The following is a 16,430-nucleotide window of genomic DNA, read 5'->3' on the forward strand; positions in this document are numbered from 1 at the left end:
GTAAGACGAGCCATTATTACATGAATCATTTTAGTAACAAACACTAATCCAAGTAGATTTTATTCAGACTCAGTACCGCTAGTGTTTACTGCGCCTTTAGGCTCCACCAACATGATATGACATTCCTTTTCAGCGAAAGGCTTTTGATCGACTCCTCCTGGAACAATAAACATCTCCCCCTTGGAAATTTTCACCTGACCATCACGAAAAGCCATGAACATTTCTCCTTCGATTACAATGAATACCTTATCCGCTCCCTCATGGTTATGCCAGATAAAATCCCCATCAATCTTAATCAACTTAAATAGAAAATCATTTATTTCACCAACGATTTTCGGTGACCAAAGCTCGGTGATTTGAGATAGCTCCTCATTCAGATTAATAGCTTGATATTGCATATTCATCTCTCCTTATTTTTTGATCTTTATGATGCCTTTTCGACTTTTAGAATTTATGTAAGGCATTTGTTATATTTTGTAAAGCGTATTCGATAGCTAATGGACCACCAGTAATAGCAGAACTATCCATTAAATAGATATTACCTTTCTTTACGGCATTCAGATTATTCCATACATTACTTTGGTTTAAGTCATTCATTAATTCTTCCTTCTTCGTAATGTCACCTATAAGGAAAATATGATCTGCTTGAACAGTTGAAATTCCTTCAAACGAAGTAAATTCATTATTAGTACCTTTAAATGTTTCATCTGGTGTAAGCCCCAGTCCCATTTCTTTATCAAAAGCAAGTGTATAAACAGGGTTTTCTTCACCTAGAACATTAAAAGTTTTTCCATCCCAAGACAATATAAGTGCTATGGACTCCCCTTGAATCGACTTTAATGCTTCACGCTCAGTTGTAATTTCTTTCATCATTTTAGCAATTACATTTTCTGCTTCGTCTTCTTTTCCAATAATCTCGGCTACTGTACGAAGTCCATATTGCCAATTTTCATAGATGTCCTTGAAATTTAATGTAATGACTGGTGCCACTTTTTCTAGTGAATCATACAATTTTTCATGATGTTCTGTTGCTAAAATATAATCAGGCTTAGTAGATAATATTTTTTCAATACTAGGAGACAATTTATCGCCTAATTCTTCTACTGAATCCAATTTTCCCTGTAAATAAGCTAAAGAAGATAAATACTCTTTTTCAGTAGTGGCAGCAGGTGGCTCACCTAATGCAACTAATATTTCAGGGTAAAAATACCATAGTGAAACTATTTTTTCTGGTTTTTCCTCAATAACAATTTCTTTACCTAAGGCATCCTTAAATGTTCTAGGCCAATCCGTTGCATCTACATTAACTGCTTCTGTAGTTGAATCTTTATTTTTAGCAGGCGTTTCATTACAACCAGCTAGTATGCCTGCGAATAGTAGCATGGAGATTAGCAGACCTTTAATCTTTAGCATATGAAATTCCTCCACCATTTTATTTTCTTTGGTATGCCATTAGTATAGTAAAGGTATTTTTTGAATAGAATAGATGCTTGTTGAAATTAACATGGATTATTGATGAACTTCTCTCGATGTTCACTGGGGGAAATACCTAATTGTTTCTTGAACACTCTACTAAAATAAAAGGGGTCAGCAATTCCAACCGTTTGGGCAATTTCTTGCACAGGCGCATCACTTGTAAGTAGCATTTCTTGCGCCATGTTTATACGATATTTTAATAAGTATTCTGCAGGTCCCATCCCTGCATATCTTCTAAATACATAAGAAAGTCGATTTCGATTAACATTATTTTGTTCTGCAAGCGAAGCTATTGTCAGGCTTTGATAATAATTTTCATGAATATAATTAGATACCCGTTCGAATAGAGTATGTGATTCACAGCTATTTTGCCTATTAGCAACACATAATAAGGCTTCATTCAATACATCACGAAAAAGCATTTCGGTCTGAAACATTGAAATGCCTCCGCGCTGATTATAGACGCGCCAAAGACGCATAATTAATTCGATAAGACGAGGAGATTGTCCTGTTAATAATTCAAAATGCTGATGAGAAAAGCTTGACTCTTCTAATTCTGACTTACATATCCTATATTGAACAAGAATATATTCCCAATTGATACTACCGAAATTTTCTTGATCTAGTTTCATATTTGCACCCCCATGCACAACTTTTCCTGGTGAAAAGATATAAGGCGTTCCATTAAATTGAAATTGTATCTTTCCTGCGATTGGAAACACAAATCCAGGAAAAGAATCTGTATAGTCAGCATAGGGTACACCCGAATTTCTAGAATATCGGTATACTCCTTCTACTTGAAAAGGAGTGTGTGCTAAATGCTCTGCTAGCTGTTGAACGTCGATTTTCACATTGCATACCTCATTTCAATAATAATGATTCAATCAAAAATCTGCCGCTAGAATGCGAGTGATAAGGCATAAGAACTCTTGTCTATTTTCACCTTATCGATAATGATTATCATTGTCAATATTACTGGTATAGGAAGGGTGCTCAAAGCTATTTATGTATTACAAAAACAAAGAAGAATTTAGGCAAAATTAAAAAGCATGGATCCGAAACAATATCGAACCCATGCCCAAATAACTGCCTAATGGTATAACTAGGTCTAACAATTGAGGGTAATTTCACTTATAGTATGGTTTTCCGTAACTAATGTAAGTGCGGTTTAAATATGTTGTAATGCGTGCATTGTAAATTATAAAGATTATCGACTAAAGTGTCTCTATTTCCGCTGACCTAATGCGTGTCGATGAATCGTTTAAACTGATTTTAGAGTGTTCGGGAATTCCTTTCGAAAATCACTTAACCTCGATTAAGTGATAATCAAGAGATCAAACTATCAAAAAAGTGAAAGAGCCTATGCTATTCCTAGACAAGCAAATGAGAAAAAACCAGAAGTCTGAAGATAGCGTACACTCTTATCTATGTACGTAAGCCTGATTGTTTCAAATAATGACACAAAGCAAAAACTTCTAACGTGATTTGTCTCAACAACAATTACGATACATGCGTTTTCGCTTTTCTATTAGTCCAAATTGGAAATATTCAAAATTACTGTGCTGCTTTATCAACCTCGTATTGATAATTCATTCCCTTATTATTCGTTTTCGCATATTCAATGATATTTTCTAATTTTTCAGCTACTACTTTTTCTTTGCTCACACTTAGGTAGTTTGCTGCACTTGGTAAATCTGTAAAGTGGAACAATTTCCAGCCCATGATTCCTTTGGTTGTTTCATCATTATTAAATTTTACAGTTACTGCATTTTCAACTGCAATCCAGTTATTTAAGCGTGGCGCTGTGGCACTATAATCACGAACATATTTATTAGTAAATGCTATACCATTTGCATGTTCTTGATGATACATACATCCAATTCTACAAAAATAATGAGTATTTCCTTCTTGATCAATCGCTTTGGCAGAATACACTTTATTTGGGTCAGTGTTATGAAGATCCATACGACATACTTCACAGTGTACACCCGTTTGTGTTACTTCTGTAAATTCTGAGATTCCGTCGATAGTAATTGTTTTTACGGATTTATTCCCCGCTTTGTCCTCAGCATAAATTGTATACACACCATTTTTTAGTGCGATAATTTTATCTTTTTGATTCGCATTTTGTAATGGCGCTTTTCTTGAACCTTTATCAACGAAGTATTCTACACCTTTATCTCTATAAGCCCATTTTAAATCTTGAATCCCAGTATCATCAGTAGTTGAAACTTGTATTTTTTTACTTACTGCTGTTGTATCACTTTCAGGTATTGAAAGTGTTATTGCTGGTGCCGTTTTATCAATATTTGATATTGTAATTGATTTTGTTCTTTTATTACCATTATTGTCTAAAGCATAAACTGTGTATGTTCCATTTTTACTTACTGTAAATGAGTTATCTGTTAAGGTTGTCCCTGCAATTGAAAATTTAATTGCTGACTTTGTACCAATTGCCCATTTTTTCAAGGTCACTTTCTTATTATCTGTAATATCTACATTCACTGTGACATTTGTATTTGTTGGCTCGGTTGTGCTCGCATTTAATACAATACTTGGTGCTTCTTTTTTATATTTTTCCTGGGCACTAGTCTCAATTGTATTTAAATTAACCTTTTTTAAGGTTATGTCGTTTTTTGTTTTATAAGCTTTAATATATTTATCTGCATCTGTTTCTTTTGAAAAATAAATATTTTTTGAAGCATTAGTTTTAACAATCGTTACTGAATCTAACGCAACCCATTTTTTTGTACTATAATCCTGTACTTTTTTTGTAAATGTAACCCCTTCATTTAATTCATCATATAACAATGAAAATACATTCTTATAATAAACTACTTCTCCATTTTTAATAGCTTGGACATCTGTAGTGGCTGCAAATACAATTGAATTTTGATTACTAATCAAAAATGCTACTAAAATTACAAATATAAGCAATCCAAACTGTATATATTTTTTCATTTTTTATATTTTCCTTTCTGAATTTATTGTGTTTTTAACTATATCTATTGATATTTCTGAACACTCTCTTTTTGAACAGTTTTAAATGGGACAATTTCTGTACCTGAATGTTTAGCAATATAATCCTTCGCATCAGCTGCTTTAGCAAAATATATATATCCATCGTCCATTGGTGAAACTAGCGATGTTTTAACATACGTCGCCTTTTCAGCTTGAACCCACTTTAATGTTTTGTAATCACGAACATACTTTTTATTGGTTGTTTTATTTTTCACCTCATCGTATAAAAGGCAACCGATGTCATCGTAATAAACCACCTTACCTTTCTTTTTAATTGCTTGGGCAGAAAAAACACCCATCTTATCTTTTTTTTGGTACACCACCATATTACAAAATGCACAATTTGTATTATCAGGTACATCTTTTTCTAAACTTGATTGAGCTGCCTCGGCATTCATTTTGTGCTTATTACCTATAAGATCTACAGAAATAATACTTAACAATATAAATCCTAATACGAATAGTTTTTTCAATGTTTACAATCTCCTTTCAATTTCCAATAATACGACACAGATGTGAAATAAGTTGAAAGTAACTGTGAAATAATTGAAAAATTTATAAAAAACAGGAATCGATAAGATGAATTATAAAAATGGCTCATCATCATAAGTTGAGATTGACCTTATAGCAATTAAAGATTTTTACAATTTACTATAGTTTAAAAGCAAAAACTCCCGAATCGTATTTGTTGTCGATACAAATTACGTTAGGAGTTTTCGCTTTGTGTTATCAGTCTATTAAATTTATTTTACAATTTTTCATAAAAAGGAACCTAATGTATTTCAAGTAAAGGTCATAGGAAAATATGAGCTTCCTTACACAATAGTGAACGTTGGTTTACGCATTTGCAACGGAACAACTTGTAAAAGAAAATGCATAAGCTATTAGTGTGTCACTTATGGTAAGGTTCTTCGTGATGGATATTAGTGAGGTTTGCAAAGATTAAATTTAGCTTTATTAAATACCACTAAAATTACTATATAACCATTTTAAAATTTTTATATTTCTTGAAAGTCGATATCAATATTCAGCAGTTCCATTCTGAAGTTCATCGAAGGTTTTATTTAACCATAAAGTAAACTTTTCTTTCTCTTCGAACTGTGGATAATGAGCTGACTCTTCAAAAATAACAAACTCTTTCACAGGGGCTTCCATACTACCATAATAATTTTTTGCTGCATTTACAGACGTCATATAATCGAATTTCCCCATTACAAAAAAAATAGGCAAATCCACTTGATTTACAATCTCTGTAATAGTATGCTTTGCTCCTTCGTTCAACAACACTTCTTGTGTAACATGAATCCCTCTTAGATAACGAATTACATCTAGCCCATTATATTCAGGGTTAAAAAGAAATCCTGTTAGATAATCTGTATTATCATCAATAAGTCTTGCTGCACCCCCATATTTACGTACGAGATTTCTCGGTGTCTGAACTTCTCCATTTTCAATCAACGGTTGAAGTAACATTAGTTTCTCTATATCATCTGAATTTCCTTCTTGTTTTGCCTGTTCCAGTGTAAATTCTAAACTGTCCAACTCACTTTGAACTACATCTGCTACTTGCCCAATACCTATATACCCATAATATTTCTCAGGTGATTTATCGATAGCTTTCATTCCAATATAAGTGCCAAACGAATGTCCAACTAATAAAACCTTTTCTTGGTTAAACCTCTCCAAAATGTAATCAGTTAATGACAATAAATCTTCAACCAGCAAGTCAGTAGTTAAGTTTGAATAGTCTTCGAAAAAATGATAGGATTTTCCACTGCCACGCTGATCATAATGTACAATAGTAAATTGCTTTTCAAGGTCTTTTTGGTATTTTCTTGCGTATGGAATTTCGGAGCACGCTGGGCCACCATGAACAAAAATGAGAATCGGATTACTTGAATCTATTCCTCGAATCATAATTTCATGTCCTGTTCCGTTAATTTCAACCTGCTCCAGCGTACTTATGCTTTGCTCCCCTTTAATATGAGGTGTCCATGTAGGAAAAAATAGACCGAGTAAAACAATTAACAATGTAATTATTAAACTAAACCTGAATATTTTAGTTAACCTCTTTCACATTCTATTTCTCTCCTAACGGCATAGCCATATAATTACTCATTACTATCCCCCAAACTTCAGAATAGTAAAAGGTATTTAAGCTATAATTGATTTATTACATGAGTTGTTTCTAAAAACCGCACTTACTCGCTGCTTATTTATATTATTATAACCTAGTACAAACCTGATAGAAGTCAAAGACAAGTAAAAGTCACCCATGAGTATAAAGGGCGACCCTTATTGTGATTATTATTGCTTTACAAACAAGTTTAACCGGAATTTCCTATCTCTACAAAGGTGAAATTTTGTTTTTGTTGTTGATCAAGAAATTTTTAATCGATAATGAAGTTATTCCATTAAAGGGCCATTATGCGGAATAAGGATTGATAGTGTTAGACCTGTTTGTAATAATTTATTTATAAACAATAACAGTGAAATGTTTGAAAGGATAGTATTATGTATACAATAGGAAAATTATCTAAGATATGTGATTTACCTGTAAAAACATTGCGGTATTATGATGATATTGGTTTACTAAAACCTTCATACATAGACTCTGAAACTAATTATCGCTATTATGACTATGACAAAATTGAAGCTATTAAAATAATACTACTTTTAAAAAGTTTGCATATTCCATTAGCCAATATTAAGCAAATTATTGAGAGTGCGGATCATGTACAGTGGAATAGCATAATCGAACAAAAAATTTCTGAACTTGCAAAGCAAAAACAACAAATCACCAAAAAAATAGAGGAAATGGAACAATTGAAAATAAAAATAGCAGCCGGAGTTCCAATGATTCAAGGTCCAATTTTGTCAGATTGTTATTTTGAAAATCGGGAGAATACATTGGTATATACTCTTCGTAAAAAAGTACAGTTAAAATTTATAGATATACTTGTGAAAAATTTATTCGACCAAGTTTATGCTTATAATCTTAAGGTTAATGGAAAACTCATGGCTATTTTCCATGATAGAGATTTGAAGGATAATGAGGTGGATGTTGAAGTGCTTATACCAGTAAAAAATTCGAATGATCTAGATGGTTGCAAAATATTATCCAATGGAAAATATGCCTGTATTACAGTTAAAGGACCTTACACAGACTTGGCCGCAGGATATGAAGTGCTGAAAATGTGGATCGATCAAAAGAATCTGACTCAGAATGGAGATATGATGGAGGTATATGAAAAGGGACTTATTCCTGCCAATTTGGATTTGAGGAATTTACGGCCAAATTTAAGTAGACATCCATCAGACTTTCTTACCAAAATATGTGTACCTGTTATCTAGAATTGTTTTTAAAAATTTTTAATAAAATCCGGGTAAACTCTCCATCTGCTGGAGGGTTTATTATTTTTATATAGAGAGATTATGTTAACAAAGGAGGAAATGAATATGTATCATCCGAGATTAAAAGGGGACCCATACGAAGCAGGGAAGCATTATGCAGAAATTATTTATAAAAATGGCTTTCGTTTCCCACAAGTTACAGAAGAAGAAATGAATTACGGTAAATTATGTATACCATTTTTGGATGAGTTTGATTCGAATATTAAAAAGGAAATACAAGGTTTTGCTGACGGATGTCATGCCTCATTTGAAGAAGTAAGTTCCTTTCTGTTAAGTATAGGAGTTTTTGAACCAGCAGGCCAATGTAGCATTTTTGCCGCGTTTAATGGGAGTGAAGTCATTATTGGACGCAATTATGATATGCTCTTTAGTTTGAAGAAAATTACAGAGTCATCATTGGTTTGTTTTGATGGAAAAAATAAATATCTAGGTCACTCAGATTGTTTTATTGGAAAAGTAGATGGCATTAACGAACATGGTTTGTTTGTAGGTATTACAGCAGTCCCTCATGAAGGAATTAAACCGGGTTTAAATTTTTATTTTGCATGTAAACATATTTTGGAAAATTGTGGTAATGTCGAAGAAGGAATTAAGGTGTTAAAAAGTTTTTCAAGTTCGGTAGCGAATAACTATTTACTGGCTGATCCATCAGGTACTATGGCGGTTGTAGAAGTTACTCCAAACGGATGTCAAGTTCGTCTACCGAAAAATAATTATATTCATTGCACGAACCATCATGTAGGTGTATCTGTTTCAGAAAGTTGGAATTGGAGCAAATCAAAAGATCGTTTTGAAACATTAGACAGAGTTCTTGCTGAAAATATCAATGGTATGAAACTTTCTATTGCCCAATCAATTATGTCAGATACCAAGGGACATGTCTGTTTAAATTTAACAGAGTATAAATTTGGAACACTTTTCTCGGTAGCTGCGAACTTAAATACACTGGAAATAACTAGGGCTGAAGGACAGCCAAACAAAGCAAAGTATTTAGTAGATAAGAGATTGACGGATGCTGTTTTAAAAGAAAAGAAGCAAGATACTATTCAATAAATTGAAAAAAATTTTTTCCTTTTTCAATGAACTGCAGCTTTTTTATAAACCTTACATTTAAATATTCAAGATAAGAATCCATTTAGAAAAAAGATTGATCAAAATGGATTCTTTTTATTTGTTGCCAAATAAGGAATGAATAGAATTTTTTAATCACCTTTATCCTAAACCACCCCTTATCATCTTCTTTTTATATTATTAGTTCAAACTTTCGCTTTACTACTACTTATGATACGGTTCCCCCTTCATAATCCTAAAACTCCGATAAATCTGCTCCACCAAGACTAGCTTCATTAGCTGGTGGGGTAATGTCATTTGGCCGAAGGATTGCTGCTCGTCAGCTCGCTTCAATACTTCATTGTGTAGGCCGAGGGAGCCACCGATGACGAAGGCGATTTTGCTTTTGCCGTAGGTCATGAGGGATTCAAGATCTGCTGCCATTTGTTCAGAGGTTTTCATTTTGCCGTTAATCGCTAGGGCGATAACGTATGTATCTGGACTAATTTTGGAGAGGATACGTTCACCCTCTTTTTTCTTGACGATTTCCATTTCGGCATCGCTTAGCTGCTCGGGGGCTTTTTCATCTGGTACCTCAATGATATCCATCTTTGCATAACCGCCGAGACGTTTCACATATTCATCGATGCCCATTTTTAAGTACTTTTCTTTTAGTTTGCCGACTGATACAATCGTTATATTCACACGTTATCCACCTTTACAATTCATTTACAAACAAATTATCCACAGAAGTTATCAACATATCCACATAGCATTCCTATATATTGTGTAAAGTTATTTACTTGATACAATATATTCTGCTGGTTGTTCACAGTAACTACATTTTGTGGATAACTTTTTTTCCTCTTCGACTTTATCCATAATTGGGAATACTTTTTGCTCCGCTACAAACATGTCTAAAGCGTGATCTATATGGTTTTCGCAGCTGTATTTTTCCATTTCTCTATGTCTCCTTGTTTTCCGAAATTTCCACAAACTTATTCACATTTCAGTCTATGTTATCCACAATCTATTGTAACAAAGGACTGACAAGTATGAAAGAAAAGGCTTTCTCTTGCTGTTTTGATGTGTAGAGATATTATTCACAATTTTCTAGTTATCCACAATATTTGCTCTATCCTTCTGTATAAGGCTAGTCAATTTTTTTCTATCCACAAAAAAATCAGTGAGGATTATTAACCCCTCACTGATTTATATTTACAATGAATTGCTATTTGTTAAAGTTAGTGATAGCTCCACTAATTTACCTTGGCGGTATACTTTCATTGTTAATTTATCACCAATTTTTTTATCATTATATAAATGTTTGCGTAAATCAATTGCTGTTTCGATTTTTTTGCCATCCATTTCTACAATGACATCATATTGTTGGACGCCTGCTTTTGATGCTGGTGAATTATTCACAACGTCTGTAATTACAACACCTGTCGTAATATCTTTCGGTAATTTTAATGTTTGCTGCTGGTAGAATGATGGTACATCCGTTAAATCAGCTAATTGAATACCCATTGTTGGACGTTTCATTTCACCGTTTTTCTCTAATTCCTCAATAATTGGAATAGCTGAGTTTATTGGAATTGAGAAGCCTAATCCTTCTACAGATGATTCAGAGATTTTCATGGAGTTAATGCCGACTAATTCACCTGCAAGGTTTACTAGAGCACCTCCACTATTACCAGGGTTGATAGCGGCGTCTGTTTGTAAAACCTCTTGCTGCCAATCAATTGTTCCATCACCATTTAAATCAACCGGCACAGAACGATCCTTACCAGAAACAACACCTGTCGTAACTGATCCGTAAAATTCTAAGCCAAGTGGGTTACCAATTGCTATTACTGTTTCACCCTGTTTTAGGACATCTGAGCTCCCAAATTTCGCAACTGTTTTAACATCCTTAGAGCTGATTGAAATAACCGCTAAGTCTGTCCATTCGTCTCTACCAACTAACTGCGCTTCTTCCTTCGTTCCATCTGGCATTGTTACCTCTAGCTGTTTAGCGCCTTGAATAACATGGTTATTTGTCACGATAAAGGCCTTGTCACCCTGAACCTTATAAATAACACCTGAACCACTTCCAGCAGGCTGTGTTGATGTTGTTGGCGGATTCCAGAATCCACCGCTAGTCACCTCTTGTATATTAGTTATACCTACAACAGCACCAGAAGCCGTATCCACTGCTTTTATAACATCAGTTTTTACTTCTGTTGCTACTTGATTGATGGTCGTTTCATTTTTACCTGTATTGCTTGTCGTTGTACCAGGCATCTGGTTAACAAGCCCAGGTAGCATGAGCCACACGAGTAAAGCACCTATGATGACCCCAATAAGACCGCTGAAGAAGTAGCCGCCCTTACCTCCGCCACCACCTTTCTTTTTTTGACGCTTCTCTTGTATTTCTCTCTCCTCTTTTTCAAGTCGCTCTTGAAGAGGTGATTTCTGTATTTCATCATTATTTAGGAAATCACGATTTTTATCATCATCTTGAAAATAGCTCATCTTCCTCATCCTTTCATGTATTACTATTTGTTAGTTGTTACCCTAATATTACGATTCAAACATTAAAATTAGATGAAAAATAAATAAAATGGACATAAAAATGGCTGCCTCATCGTATTTTTTAAAAATTACGATGAAACAGCCTCTCAAACAGTTTCAATAATATTAAACTGTTACCAATTGTGTTGGTTCCTCTGCATCCGTATCAAATAGCTTTACATACTCTCCTACAATAATACCGCAGGATTGTAATGTTTGTGTGACGCTCATGCGTGCAAGCTCTTTCATATTATTATCCTTACTTAAATGCGATAAATAAATATTTGTTGGTTTTTCAAATACGACCTCACTCATAGCTACTGCCGCATCTTCATTTGAAACATGCCCTACATCACTTAAAATACGGCGTTTTATCGACCATGGATAACGACCCATTTGTAGCATATTCACATCATGGTTACTTTCAAAAACAAAGGAATCTGCACCTCGAATAATACCCTTCATACGGTCGCTAACATAGCCTGTATCCGTAATAACAACAAGCTTGCGCCCATTTTCATGAAAAGTATAGAACATTGGATCCGCTGCATCATGTGACACAGCAAAGGATTCAATAGCTATTGAGCCAAAGTGCTTTACTGTATCCATTTCAAACTCAAAACGTTGCTCTAGGGGAATATCACCAACAAGCCCGTCCATTGCCTGCCATGTCTTGGCATTTGCATAAACAGGTACATTATACTTTCGTGCCAATACACCAATTCCCTTAATATGGTCACTATGTTCATGTGTCACGAAGATGCCACTCAGCTGTTTCATATTACGGTCGATTTTCGCAAATAGTTGCTCCATCCTTTTTCCACTTAGCCCTGCATCGACAATAAATGCATGTTCATCATTCTCTACATATATCGAATTGCCTGTACTGCCACTTGCTAAAACACTAAATCGCATTATTCAACTCCCCAGTCTTCCTCTTCTCCCTCTTGCTTGTCCTCTTGAATATCAATAATTTTTCCTTCCATCGCATCAACAAAGTACTCTTCTGACTCACCGTCTGCTAATTTTACTTGTACTTCCCATGTTGGTATCAACACTTGTGTTTGTGTTTGTGTTAAATTACTAAAGGTTGAATAGCCCAGTTTTATATGAGTAATACGAGATTCTGCCTTTAATAGTCCTTTTGCATACAATGTTTGGATAATTTGAAGTGGTGGGATAACTGTTTCTTGTTGTTCTATTTCTTCAATATTATCAATCATGGTCTGCTCATACATAATAACTTCGTCGTCCATATTCCATTTTATTTTTAATGAGGCACTCTCATTGTAATAGAACATTTGATTATTTTTCTTCTGAAAGAAGATTGCGACTCGCTCCTCACGATCTACCTTCCATAATGCATAGGAATCTCCCTCTTTAACATTGGTATGAAGAAACTCAGTAAAGCTTGTATTATCATTAATATTTCGTAACTTCACAGGATTTATAAAGACAACATGAGCAAGTGTTCCATTAATATTAGCTTGCTGATTTTTATCGGGGAAATCACTACCCGTAAACTTATGCACTTTGCCCGTAATATAAGTTGCTGATTCATTGCTAGGCAATGCACCATACGTAATTTTATCATCCTTTAAACGGGTTTCTATTGTTCTTTCACCAGGTATTTCTACGCTCTGCGCTTCATTATAACGTTTTAAATATAACGAATACAAGAAGATATCCAGTATTAAAAAAACGATGATGAAAATAGATTTTGTTCTATTCCAATCCATTTACGACACCTCCTAATAATTCAGGCGTCAGTTTTGTCGCTATACCGTTATGAACTACAAACCAGCATGGCTCTAATGTCATTATGCTAGTTGAATCTTGTTTTAAATAATAACCCACCACGATATCATCTATATCTGACAGCACAAAATTATTAAGTTGCTGAATCTTTTCCACAATCTCCACACCTGAAGGCAGCTCTTTTATCTCCTTCTCGGTTGGAATATCGAAAACTAAGGAATAATAAGGGCGTTTGTAGCGAAATATAAGATTATCCCCCCACGCAGTCGTAATTTTGCTGATAACTTGATCACTATAAACTGGTAACCCCTGTAAATATTGCTGATACTCTAACTGATTTTTATTAGTATTTTTCGATACATAGCGATAATCAGCTGTAAATCCACCATGCTCGTTGATAAATTCAAAGCTATCCTTCAAGAGCTTAGATGGCTCTATGATGGCACTACTTTCTACAGCTGGATATACATAGGTTAAAGATTTTAAATTTGAATCAACAGTCATTCGTGATTTGCCATCTTGATATTTTTCAGTGATTGCACTTTCAATACTACGCTGAACAATATTTGGATTTGGAAATAACACGTTTTTAAAAGATTCAAGTGGCTCCTCTATAAACGTATACATATATTTGGTAGATTCAATTTTATCATTAGGCATATAAAGTGAGGTAAAGCCATCACGCTCAATTTCTTTAAAAGCACTATATGTTTTCGCCGGCTCAATAACATCCCTTATAAATGGATTGGTATTTTGCAGGCTTACATGAGAGCGCATTAAAGTCTTATTATTACTACTAATGAAAAAGATCTGTAAATCTTTGTTGCCATAATTCGTCCAATCAATAATCATACGATTAAAGGTTGTTTCAGGTATTTCCTTATCAGCAAACTGGAAAATAGAACTAAAGGCAGAGTAAGGTATTTCACCTGTAAAAAAGATGGTCATACGATTATTCGTACGAATCATTTCATTTACATAATTCGCAGTAAGATTATTATTGATTGGCACTAAATCAAGAACATTCCAGCCCTGAAAAGCTTTCATAATATCCTTCATCGCGCCATTGGATGCCGTTCCTGTGAACTCCTCATCAAAACGATAAATTGCCTTATAGGGACGAATGATATCCTCCATCCTTTTCTGAGATCCAATTAGGATTTCTTTTCCCTCAGTTTGTTCAATAATTTTATAATCTGGTGTATATGTCCAAATGATAAAGGTTAAAATGACACTCAACATGACGAGTAGAAATAATACAACTGATTTAACTGGCTCTATGTATTTCATGCCCACTCACCTGCCTCGTCAAAATCATCTAAATCATATGGTAATGTGAAGAATATGGTTGTACCTTGACCTTCCTCACTTTCAGCCCATATTTTCCCTCCATGCGCTTCAATCATTTCCCTGGCAATAGCTAGTCCTAGACCTGTACCGCCCATAGAACGAGCACGTGCGCGGTCCACACGATAAAAACGGTCGAAAATGCGGCCTACATTTTCCTTAGGAATGCCCATACCATCATCAGAAATCATAACCTTCAACATCTCACCTTGCACAGTAAAACCAAATCGGACATTTCCACCATCTGGAGAATACTTTATTGCATTAGAAATAATATTATCAATTACCTGTGTCACTTTATCTGTATCAATTTCCACATAATAAGATGCCTCTGGGAATAAACGTTGGAACGTTACCTTGTCAGACTTTGACATTTCAAAGCGATCAATAATACGATTAAAGAATGAATTGAAAAGAACAATATCCTTATTCAATTCATAATCCGCACTATCCATGCGGGATAACTGCAACAAGTCATTAACTAAGCGAATCATTCGTTCTGTTTCTGTTTGTGTAACATTCAAAAAAGTTGGAGCTATATTCTCATCTTTCCAGGCACCATCCGCCAATGCCTCTAAATAGCTGCGCATCGTTGTTAATGGAGTGCGTAACTCATGTGATACATTGGATACAAATTCCCGGCGATCCATTTCAATTTTTTCCTGCTCTGTAATATCGTGCAGTACAGTAATTAAACCATTGATAAAACCTGTTTCTTTTTGAATGACCGAGAAATTCGCACGCAAAATATAGGGTGCGTCAGTTATACTAAAATTTAAATTCAATGCATCATTCATGTGTATTAAATCCTCAAAGCTATACTCTTGATCAATTCCTAAGACAGACGCAATTGGGCGGCCTAATGTAATATCCCTAGAAATATGTAAGAGCTCTAGTGCAGGATCATTAATAAGGATGATGCGTCCTTTTCGATCTGTCGCAATAACACCATCTGTCATGTTACTAAGGACCGAATCAAGCTTTCGTCTCTCTGCATCTGTAGTAGATTGGGCTTCCTGCAAGCGATTTGTCAAATGATTAAATGTTATAGCAAGCTGTCCTATTTCATCTGTTCCATAAACACGTACTTTTCGTGAATAATTTCCTTTTGCCATCGCCTGTGCCTGTTTACGCATATCTGCAATGGGCTGTGTTATTGTTCGTGCTACTAAAATTCCTAAAAAGATAGTAATCACCAAGGACACAGCAGTTCCACCAAGGAAAATACGGTTAATGTCATTCACTTGTCCAAAGACGGATTCAATATTAGCTTCAATATAAAGAACCCCTATAACTTCATCATCCGTACCTGCACCATTTCGAATGGGTGTCGCTAACACCCAAATTCGATTTCTCGTTTTATTATCAAGTTTGATATTTTCAAATAATGTCTCTGCTGACAATGCACGGCGGACAAGATCTGTATTTGAGCGCTGTCCAATCAGATTTTGATTTTCTAACTCAGATGTTGCACGTATCCGCTGTCGATTGTCAATAACACGAATCTCTAATATATCTCCATAAGAAACATCCTTCAGCCCTGTAGAAAACTCCATCACAATGGTTTTCAGACTTTCTTCAAGTGTTGGCATACTTTCATCGCGTTCCTTTAAAATTTCCTCACGAATGCTGTATTGCATTAAATCAACACGTTGGAAAATGGACTCTCGAAAATTGGTTTTTAAATTTTCCTCCAATTCACGTGCAAAATATATACCTATTATTTGCAAAGCAAGCAATATTAACAAAATGTAAATAAGCACTAGCTTGACATGAATCGATTTAAAGAAGCTAACTTTTTGCATACC

Annotated in this window: 15 protein-coding genes; 2 read left to right on the forward strand and 13 right to left on the reverse strand. The window is 34.6% G+C overall.

The features are described from left to right. Positions 1–59: 59 nt before the first annotated feature. From QNH24_RS25960 to QNH24_RS25985, 6 genes are all read right to left on the reverse strand, one after another. The gene (locus QNH24_RS25960; protein WP_283870172.1) at positions 60–398 is read right to left on the reverse strand and encodes a cupin domain-containing protein; all 339 of its coding nucleotides are present in this window, start codon (positions 396–398) and stop codon (positions 60–62) included. A 46-nt stretch (positions 399–444) separates the two neighbouring features. Then, positions 445–1,413 carry an iron-siderophore ABC transporter substrate-binding protein gene (locus QNH24_RS25965; RefSeq protein WP_283870173.1) on the reverse strand — a complete coding sequence of 323 codons (969 nt, stop codon included), beginning with the start codon at positions 1,411–1,413 and terminating at the stop codon, positions 445–447. A gap of 86 nt (positions 1,414–1,499) precedes the next feature. Then, positions 1,500–2,327 (reverse strand): AraC family transcriptional regulator, encoded by an 828-nt coding sequence (locus QNH24_RS25970; RefSeq protein ID WP_283870174.1) that lies wholly within the window; start codon positions 2,325–2,327, stop codon positions 1,500–1,502. A 703-nt stretch (positions 2,328–3,030) separates the two neighbouring features. Next, positions 3,031–4,437 carry a nitrous oxide reductase accessory protein NosL gene (locus QNH24_RS25975; protein ID WP_283870175.1) on the reverse strand — a complete coding sequence of 469 codons (1,407 nt, stop codon included), beginning with the start codon at positions 4,435–4,437 and terminating at the stop codon, positions 3,031–3,033. A 44-nt stretch (positions 4,438–4,481) separates the two neighbouring features. Next, the gene (locus QNH24_RS25980) at positions 4,482–4,970 is read right to left on the reverse strand and encodes a nitrous oxide reductase accessory protein NosL (RefSeq protein ID WP_283870176.1); all 489 of its coding nucleotides are present in this window, start codon (positions 4,968–4,970) and stop codon (positions 4,482–4,484) included. Positions 4,971–5,517: 547 nt separating this feature from the next. Next, a complete protein-coding gene (locus tag QNH24_RS25985; RefSeq protein ID WP_283872953.1) occupies positions 5,518–6,537 on the reverse strand; it encodes an alpha/beta fold hydrolase in 1,020 nt (339 codons plus the stop codon). Between the two features lie 474 nt (positions 6,538–7,011). On the opposite strand from QNH24_RS25985, the gene QNH24_RS25990 reads away from it, so the two are divergent. Both QNH24_RS25990 and QNH24_RS25995 read left to right on the forward strand, forming a co-directional pair. Beyond that, a complete protein-coding gene (locus QNH24_RS25990) occupies positions 7,012–7,851 on the forward strand; it encodes a MerR family transcriptional regulator (RefSeq protein WP_283870177.1) in 840 nt (279 codons plus the stop codon). Between the two features lie 105 nt (positions 7,852–7,956). Further along, positions 7,957–8,964, forward strand: coding sequence for a C45 family autoproteolytic acyltransferase/hydrolase (locus QNH24_RS25995; protein WP_283870178.1), 1,008 nt, complete (start codon positions 7,957–7,959; stop codon positions 8,962–8,964). Between the two features lie 222 nt (positions 8,965–9,186). Here QNH24_RS25995 and rlmH read toward each other — a convergent pair whose 3' ends face one another. The 7 genes from rlmH to walK form a co-directional block, all read right to left on the reverse strand. Beyond that, positions 9,187–9,666, reverse strand: a complete 480-nt coding sequence (gene rlmH, locus QNH24_RS26000; RefSeq protein ID WP_283870179.1) for a 23S rRNA (pseudouridine(1915)-N(3))-methyltransferase RlmH — start codon at positions 9,664–9,666, stop codon at positions 9,187–9,189. A gap of 90 nt (positions 9,667–9,756) precedes the next feature. Beyond that, on the reverse strand, positions 9,757–9,921 hold the full coding sequence (locus QNH24_RS26005; RefSeq protein WP_283870180.1) for a CxxH/CxxC protein: 165 nt from the start codon (positions 9,919–9,921) through the stop codon (positions 9,757–9,759). Positions 9,922–10,179: 258 nt separating this feature from the next. Further along, complete coding sequence (locus tag QNH24_RS26010; RefSeq protein ID WP_283870181.1) at positions 10,180–11,478, reverse strand: S1C family serine protease; 1,299 nt, start codon at positions 11,476–11,478, stop codon at positions 10,180–10,182. Between the two features lie 165 nt (positions 11,479–11,643). Then, a complete protein-coding gene (locus QNH24_RS26015) occupies positions 11,644–12,432 on the reverse strand; it encodes an MBL fold metallo-hydrolase (RefSeq protein ID WP_283870182.1) in 789 nt (262 codons plus the stop codon). Next, positions 12,432–13,256: a two-component system regulatory protein YycI gene (locus QNH24_RS26020; RefSeq protein ID WP_283870183.1), complete on the reverse strand. Its 825-nt coding sequence runs from the start codon at positions 13,254–13,256 to the stop codon at positions 12,432–12,434. The genes QNH24_RS26015 and QNH24_RS26020 overlap by 1 nt, the downstream gene beginning before the upstream one ends. Next, entirely contained in the window at positions 13,243–14,565 is a 1,323-nt protein-coding gene (locus tag QNH24_RS26025) for a YycH family regulatory protein (RefSeq protein ID WP_283870184.1), read from the reverse strand. Before QNH24_RS26025 ends, QNH24_RS26020 begins: the two co-directional genes overlap by 14 nt. Next, positions 14,562–16,427 (reverse strand): cell wall metabolism sensor histidine kinase WalK, encoded by a 1,866-nt coding sequence (walK, locus tag QNH24_RS26030; protein WP_283870185.1) that lies wholly within the window; start codon positions 16,425–16,427, stop codon positions 14,562–14,564. The genes QNH24_RS26025 and walK overlap by 4 nt, the downstream gene beginning before the upstream one ends. Between the last annotated feature and the right edge of the window lie 3 nt (positions 16,428–16,430).

This window comes from Lysinibacillus pakistanensis, from assembly GCF_030123245.1.
GTDB lineage: Bacteria > Bacillota > Bacilli > Bacillales_A > Planococcaceae > Lysinibacillus > Lysinibacillus pakistanensis.

Bases quoted from the DNA above. Each gene is read 5' to 3' on its own strand.
- QNH24_RS25960 (WP_283870172.1), bottom strand. From the start codon at position 398: ATGCAATATCAAGCTATTAATCTGAATGAGGAGCTATCTCAAATCACC.
- QNH24_RS25965 (WP_283870173.1), bottom strand. From the start codon at position 1,413: ATGCTAAAGATTAAAGGTCTGCTAATCTCCATGCTACTATTCGCAGGC.
- QNH24_RS25975 (WP_283870175.1), bottom strand. From the start codon at position 4,437: ATGAAAAAATATATACAGTTTGGATTGCTTATATTTGTAATTTTAGTA.
- QNH24_RS25990 (WP_283870177.1), top strand. From the start codon at position 7,012: ATGTATACAATAGGAAAATTATCTAAGATATGTGATTTACCTGTAAAA.
- QNH24_RS25995 (WP_283870178.1), top strand. From the start codon at position 7,957: ATGTATCATCCGAGATTAAAAGGGGACCCATACGAAGCAGGGAAGCAT.
- QNH24_RS26005 (WP_283870180.1), bottom strand. From the start codon at position 9,921: ATGGAAAAATACAGCTGCGAAAACCATATAGATCACGCTTTAGACATG.
- QNH24_RS26010 (WP_283870181.1), bottom strand. From the start codon at position 11,478: ATGAGCTATTTTCAAGATGATGATAAAAATCGTGATTTCCTAAATAAT.
- QNH24_RS26015 (WP_283870182.1), bottom strand. From the start codon at position 12,432: ATGCGATTTAGTGTTTTAGCAAGTGGCAGTACAGGCAATTCGATATAT.
- QNH24_RS26020 (WP_283870183.1), bottom strand. From the start codon at position 13,256: ATGGATTGGAATAGAACAAAATCTATTTTCATCATCGTTTTTTTAATA.
- QNH24_RS26025 (WP_283870184.1), bottom strand. From the start codon at position 14,565: ATGAAATACATAGAGCCAGTTAAATCAGTTGTATTATTTCTACTCGTC.
- walK (WP_283870185.1), bottom strand. From the start codon at position 16,427: ATGCAAAAAGTTAGCTTCTTTAAATCGATTCATGTCAAGCTAGTGCTT.